The sequence below is a fragment of the Yinghuangia soli genome (assembly GCF_021502675.1).
In the GTDB taxonomy this organism is placed as follows: Bacteria; Actinomycetota; Actinomycetes; order Streptomycetales; family Streptomycetaceae; genus Yinghuangia; species Yinghuangia soli.
Window position 1 is genome coordinate 2,465 of the sequence record NZ_JAKFHA010000076.1, and the last position, 3,809, is coordinate 6,273.

Annotated in this window: 5 protein-coding genes; 2 read left to right on the forward strand and 3 right to left on the reverse strand. The window is 70.7% G+C overall.

All coding sequences use genetic code 11. The features are described 5' to 3' along the window. Window positions 1–82: 82 nt before the first annotated feature. Both LZ495_RS43435 and LZ495_RS43440 read right to left on the reverse strand, forming a co-directional pair. Window positions 83–1,471 carry a DUF4331 domain-containing protein gene (locus LZ495_RS43435; RefSeq protein WP_235058831.1) on the reverse strand — a complete coding sequence of 463 codons (1,389 nt, stop codon included), beginning with the start codon at window positions 1,469–1,471 and terminating at the stop codon, window positions 83–85. Between the two features lie 39 nt (window positions 1,472–1,510). Then, complete coding sequence (locus tag LZ495_RS43440; RefSeq protein ID WP_235058832.1) at window positions 1,511–1,822, reverse strand: hypothetical protein; 312 nt, start codon at window positions 1,820–1,822, stop codon at window positions 1,511–1,513. Between the two features lie 613 nt (window positions 1,823–2,435). Here LZ495_RS43440 and LZ495_RS43445 point away from each other — a divergent pair. Both LZ495_RS43445 and LZ495_RS43450 read left to right on the forward strand, forming a co-directional pair. Then, the gene (locus LZ495_RS43445) at window positions 2,436–2,972 is read left to right on the forward strand and encodes a sigma factor-like helix-turn-helix DNA-binding protein (RefSeq protein WP_372498734.1); all 537 of its coding nucleotides are present in this window, start codon (window positions 2,436–2,438) and stop codon (window positions 2,970–2,972) included. Beyond that, complete coding sequence (locus LZ495_RS43450; RefSeq protein WP_235058833.1) at window positions 2,969–3,379, forward strand: zf-HC2 domain-containing protein; 411 nt, start codon at window positions 2,969–2,971, stop codon at window positions 3,377–3,379. Before LZ495_RS43445 ends, LZ495_RS43450 begins: the two co-directional genes overlap by 4 nt. Window positions 3,380–3,547: 168 nt before the next feature. Here LZ495_RS43450 and LZ495_RS43455 read toward each other — a convergent pair. After that, window positions 3,548–3,809, reverse strand: a 262-nt coding sequence (locus LZ495_RS43455) for a hypothetical protein (protein ID WP_235058834.1), incomplete at its 5' end; no start/stop codon positions are given.

Below are 3,809 nucleotides of genomic sequence, written 5' to 3' on the forward strand. Positions count from 1 at the left end.
GGGGCGTGCACGGCGGCGCTCCTTTGGGGCGGGGAACCGGCGGCCGCCCGGGGCCGGCCGCCGGTTCGCAAACTGCTTGCGGTCAGGAGGGGTTGCGGTATCCGTCGTACGGCACGCCCAGGTAGGGGAACGTGTCCAGGTAGGGGTTCTTCACGTCCGCCGGGGTCAGCCCGTCGGTGATCTGGCCGGTCGCGGCGTCGGGGGTGAAGGTGTTGTCGACGAGCGGGTAGGTGGCACCCGCCACGGCCCGCAGCTCGACGGTGACCACGTCGTCGAACACGCGGCGGCCGTTGGGGAATCCGGCCGCGTCCCCGGCGACCAGGCCCAGGATGTTCGGCTTCGCGGTCGGCGGCACCGCGGTGTTCAGGCGCAGCATGTCCGCGTCGATCGCGCCGGTGTAGTTCTGGAAGCCGGGCACGATGCCGGCGGGGATGCCGGTGAGCAGGATGGCGTGCAGGTCGGCGCGCGGCTTGCCCGACTTGTTGAGCGCGTCCAGGTTCGGGAAGACGCCCGGGTACAGCACCGGGAGCAGCCCGGCGAGTTCGGGCTTGTCGACGTACCCGGCGAACAGCTTGTCGTCGGACGGCGGCAGGGCGTTCCACTGGTCCTTGCGGGACATCGGGACGATGACCTCGTTGAACAGCGGGTTCCCGAGCCGGGAGACCTGCACCCACGGCCCGTTCTCCGCCACGCCGCCCTTGCCGGCCTCCGCGATGCGGACCTGGCGGCGGCTCGCGGTGGTCCACACCCCGATGGTGGCGCGCGGGTTGGTCACGTCCGTGGGGCGCTCCCCGCCGCAGGTGACGTCGCAGATGGGGACCTGCACGGCGAGGGTGTGCACGTTGAGCTGCTTGGTCGTGTTCACGCCGGCGGACGGTCCGCCGAACACGCCGCCGAGCAGGTGCAGTTGCTGGAACGGACGCAGGTTGCCCAGGTCGAAGATCGAGCCGAGGTCGACGTAGAAGCCCTCGGCTCGCTGCCCGGCGAAGACCTTGCGGCCGTCGCCGAACGGGTGGACCGCGGCAGCGGCGAGCGAAGGGTAGTCGGGGGTGGACAGCGGGCCGATGTTGCACGGCGGGCAGGCGAGGTCCTTGCCCAGGACCGAGGTGCGGCCGTTGCCGTCGACCCGGGTCAGCGTGTAGGTCTGGCGGCGGTTCCAGGACGCGGAGTCCAGGGCGGTGATCGGCCCGGTGTTGTACAGGAACGTGTCCGGGTTGCGGACCGTGGTGGTGAAGCGGAACTGGTAGGTCACGTCGGCGCGTCCGTCGCCGTCGTTGTCGATGTGGATCTCGTAGAGCACGTCGTCGCCGAACTCGTAGAAGTTCGGGCCGGCGGCCGGGCCTTGCAGCGGCAGGTAGTTGGCGATCAGCGTGACGGTGTCGGGCGCGTCGGGGCTGACGAACGCGTAGACGTCGGTGCTGTCGGCGACCGGGTCCTTGGAGATCTCGGGGGCTTCGCGATGCGAGGACATGCTGCTCCTGTTTCGGGACGAGTGGGGCGTGGAGACGGGTCAGCGGGCGGCGCGGCGCAGCGCGTCGGCGAGCGCCGGGTCGGTGACCCGGCGGTGCTCGTGCCCGGTGAACACGTCCAGTTCGCCGGACTCCGCGTCGCGCAGGTGCACCACGACCGGCTCCGCGTTCCGCGGCGCGGGCTCCGCGATCTCCGGGCTCTGGGCGGCGGGGGCGGCGTGTGCGGGGGCGGCGAGCATGGTGGCGGCCAGTCCCGCGGCGCCGGCCGCGGCGGTGCCGCGGAGCATGGCGCGGCGGGACGGCAGGGTGTCGGATTCCGAGGCGGCGGCAGGGGGCGAAGTGTCGGCAGACATGGATGACCTCCGGATGAGGCTTGGCAAAGGGAGAGGGATCGCGCGTCCTGGTCCAGGAACTGCGAAAGCGGGCACCGCAGTCGGTGCTGCGGCCGCGAGTGGCAGAAGGAAGGGCCGCGCCACCGCAGTGGACCCCGCACCTCCCTCCCGGTCAACCCGGCACGCGGCGCAGTGACCCGCCCGGCCCAACCGCCTGCGCCGGACGGGCGAACCCGCTCCCTGTGTCCCATCCGCCCGGCACCTGGGCCGCGAACAGGACACGGCAGACCCGGCCCTCTGGAGGCGCCTCACTCACGCAGCAACCGACAGTCCACGACATGCGGGCCGGCAGGCGCCGGTGCCGTACCTCGCCGCGCGCCGAACCGCCCGGCATCCCGCGGCAGTCAGCTGCGAAAGCGGCAGGTCGCGGGGGCTGTTCCACTGATTCGTCGGCGGCCCGATCCGTGCCGTTCGCGCAGCGGCGGGCATAGGGCGAAAACTGTTGGTTCGATACGGAATCAGCCAATCCGGTGGCTGATCGGCCCCGAACCTGGAGCATGTTCTGTCGCTATCGCATTGACGGGCTTACCGGACCGGTCCAGATGACACGTAGCCGCGTCTACGGTGATGCCCGGTGGGCGTAAGGGGAATCGGCTTCTCGGGGCCGGGGAGGCGTCCGCAATCGGCGCCGGGTTCGGACGAGGAAGGCACCGACAACGCGGACACGCTGTTGGGCCGCGTGGCCAAGGGCGAAGAGGCGGCGTTCGCCGACCTGTACGACGCCCTCGCCGGTGCAGTGCCGGCGCTGGTACGCAAGGTGGTCCGCGATCCCGCGCAGTCCGAGGAGGTCGACCCAGAGGACATGCTGGACCAGTGGCGCACCGCCGCCTACTACGGCCCCGCACGCGGTAGTGCGACGACGTGGACCGAACTGCAGACGGCCGCTCAAGACCGGCACGCCGCCTACGATCAGGGCGTCGGACAGGCTGAGGCCCGGTTCGAGCAACGCCAGGTACGCCGCTGTATGGGAACACTGACGCCGGTACAGCACGAGCCGGTGACGCTCGCCTACTACGGCGGCCTCACCTACCGGAAGGTGTCCGAGCAGCTGAGACTCCTGCTCAGAACGGTGAAGACCCGGCGGCGCGACTCTCTGGGAGCGTCCGCATGAGCACCAACCACCACGACACGGGCGCGTACGCGTTGCACGCACTCCCGCCGGACGAGCACGCCGCGCTCGAACGCCACCTTGCCCGGTGCGAGACCTGCGCGACGGAGACCGCCGAACTAGTGGCGACCGCAGCCCGCCTGGGACTTGCGGTCCACACGGTCCCCCCGCCCGAACTCAAGAAACGCGTCCTGCGCGCCATCTCCACCGTGCGGCAGGAGCCCGCGACGCGCGCCACGATCCGCCGCAGCTGGTGGCCGGCACAGCACCTTGCAAGTCTGGCCGTCCTGCAGTGCGCAGCTGTCTTTCGCGTCCTGGCGGCGTGGCGGAGTGCGAGCGCGAACGGGCCGCGGACGCCCGCTCCCAGGCCCACGACGCCCGGCAGCAAGTGGACGTCGCCGCTGTGCTGACCGCCCCAGACGCGCACGCCGCATCTTCCAACGCGCGCTCCAAGGCCACCAGCCTCGCGGTGACCTCCACCAGCTCCAATCCGTCGAAAGGACGCGTGGAGGCGGGATTCGCGGCGTGGGTCGGCATGTCCGTGTCTCCTTTCCTGGCGACCTCTGCCATTCCCGGCATCAGTCCGATCTGCCGCTCAGGGCTGGACCGCCGAGCAAAAAGGGATGCACGAACTGCGACGCGCGAAACGGCTCGAACCACGCCATCGCCTCACCGAGTTCGTCGTCCGCGTCCTCGTCGTAGCGCCGCGTGGTCCTAGTGCTGTGACCGGAAAGGTTCGCCGGGTTGCTGGGCTGGCTTCGACGTGCCGGGCGCCGGTTGGATGTCTTCAATATCCAACCGGTGTTTGGGGGTTCGGTGGCAGAGCCGGTCAAGGTTCGA

What these genes read in the sequence shown, in the direction of transcription:
- LZ495_RS43440 (WP_235058832.1), bottom strand. Translation starts at nt 1,822, where the DNA reads ATGTCTGCCGACACTTCGCCCCCTGCCGCCGCCTCGGAATCCGACACC.
- LZ495_RS43450 (WP_235058833.1), top strand. Translation starts at nt 2,969, where the DNA reads ATGAGCACCAACCACCACGACACGGGCGCGTACGCGTTGCACGCACTC.
- LZ495_RS43435 (WP_235058831.1), bottom strand. Translation starts at nt 1,471, where the DNA reads ATGTCCTCGCATCGCGAAGCCCCCGAGATCTCCAAGGACCCGGTCGCC.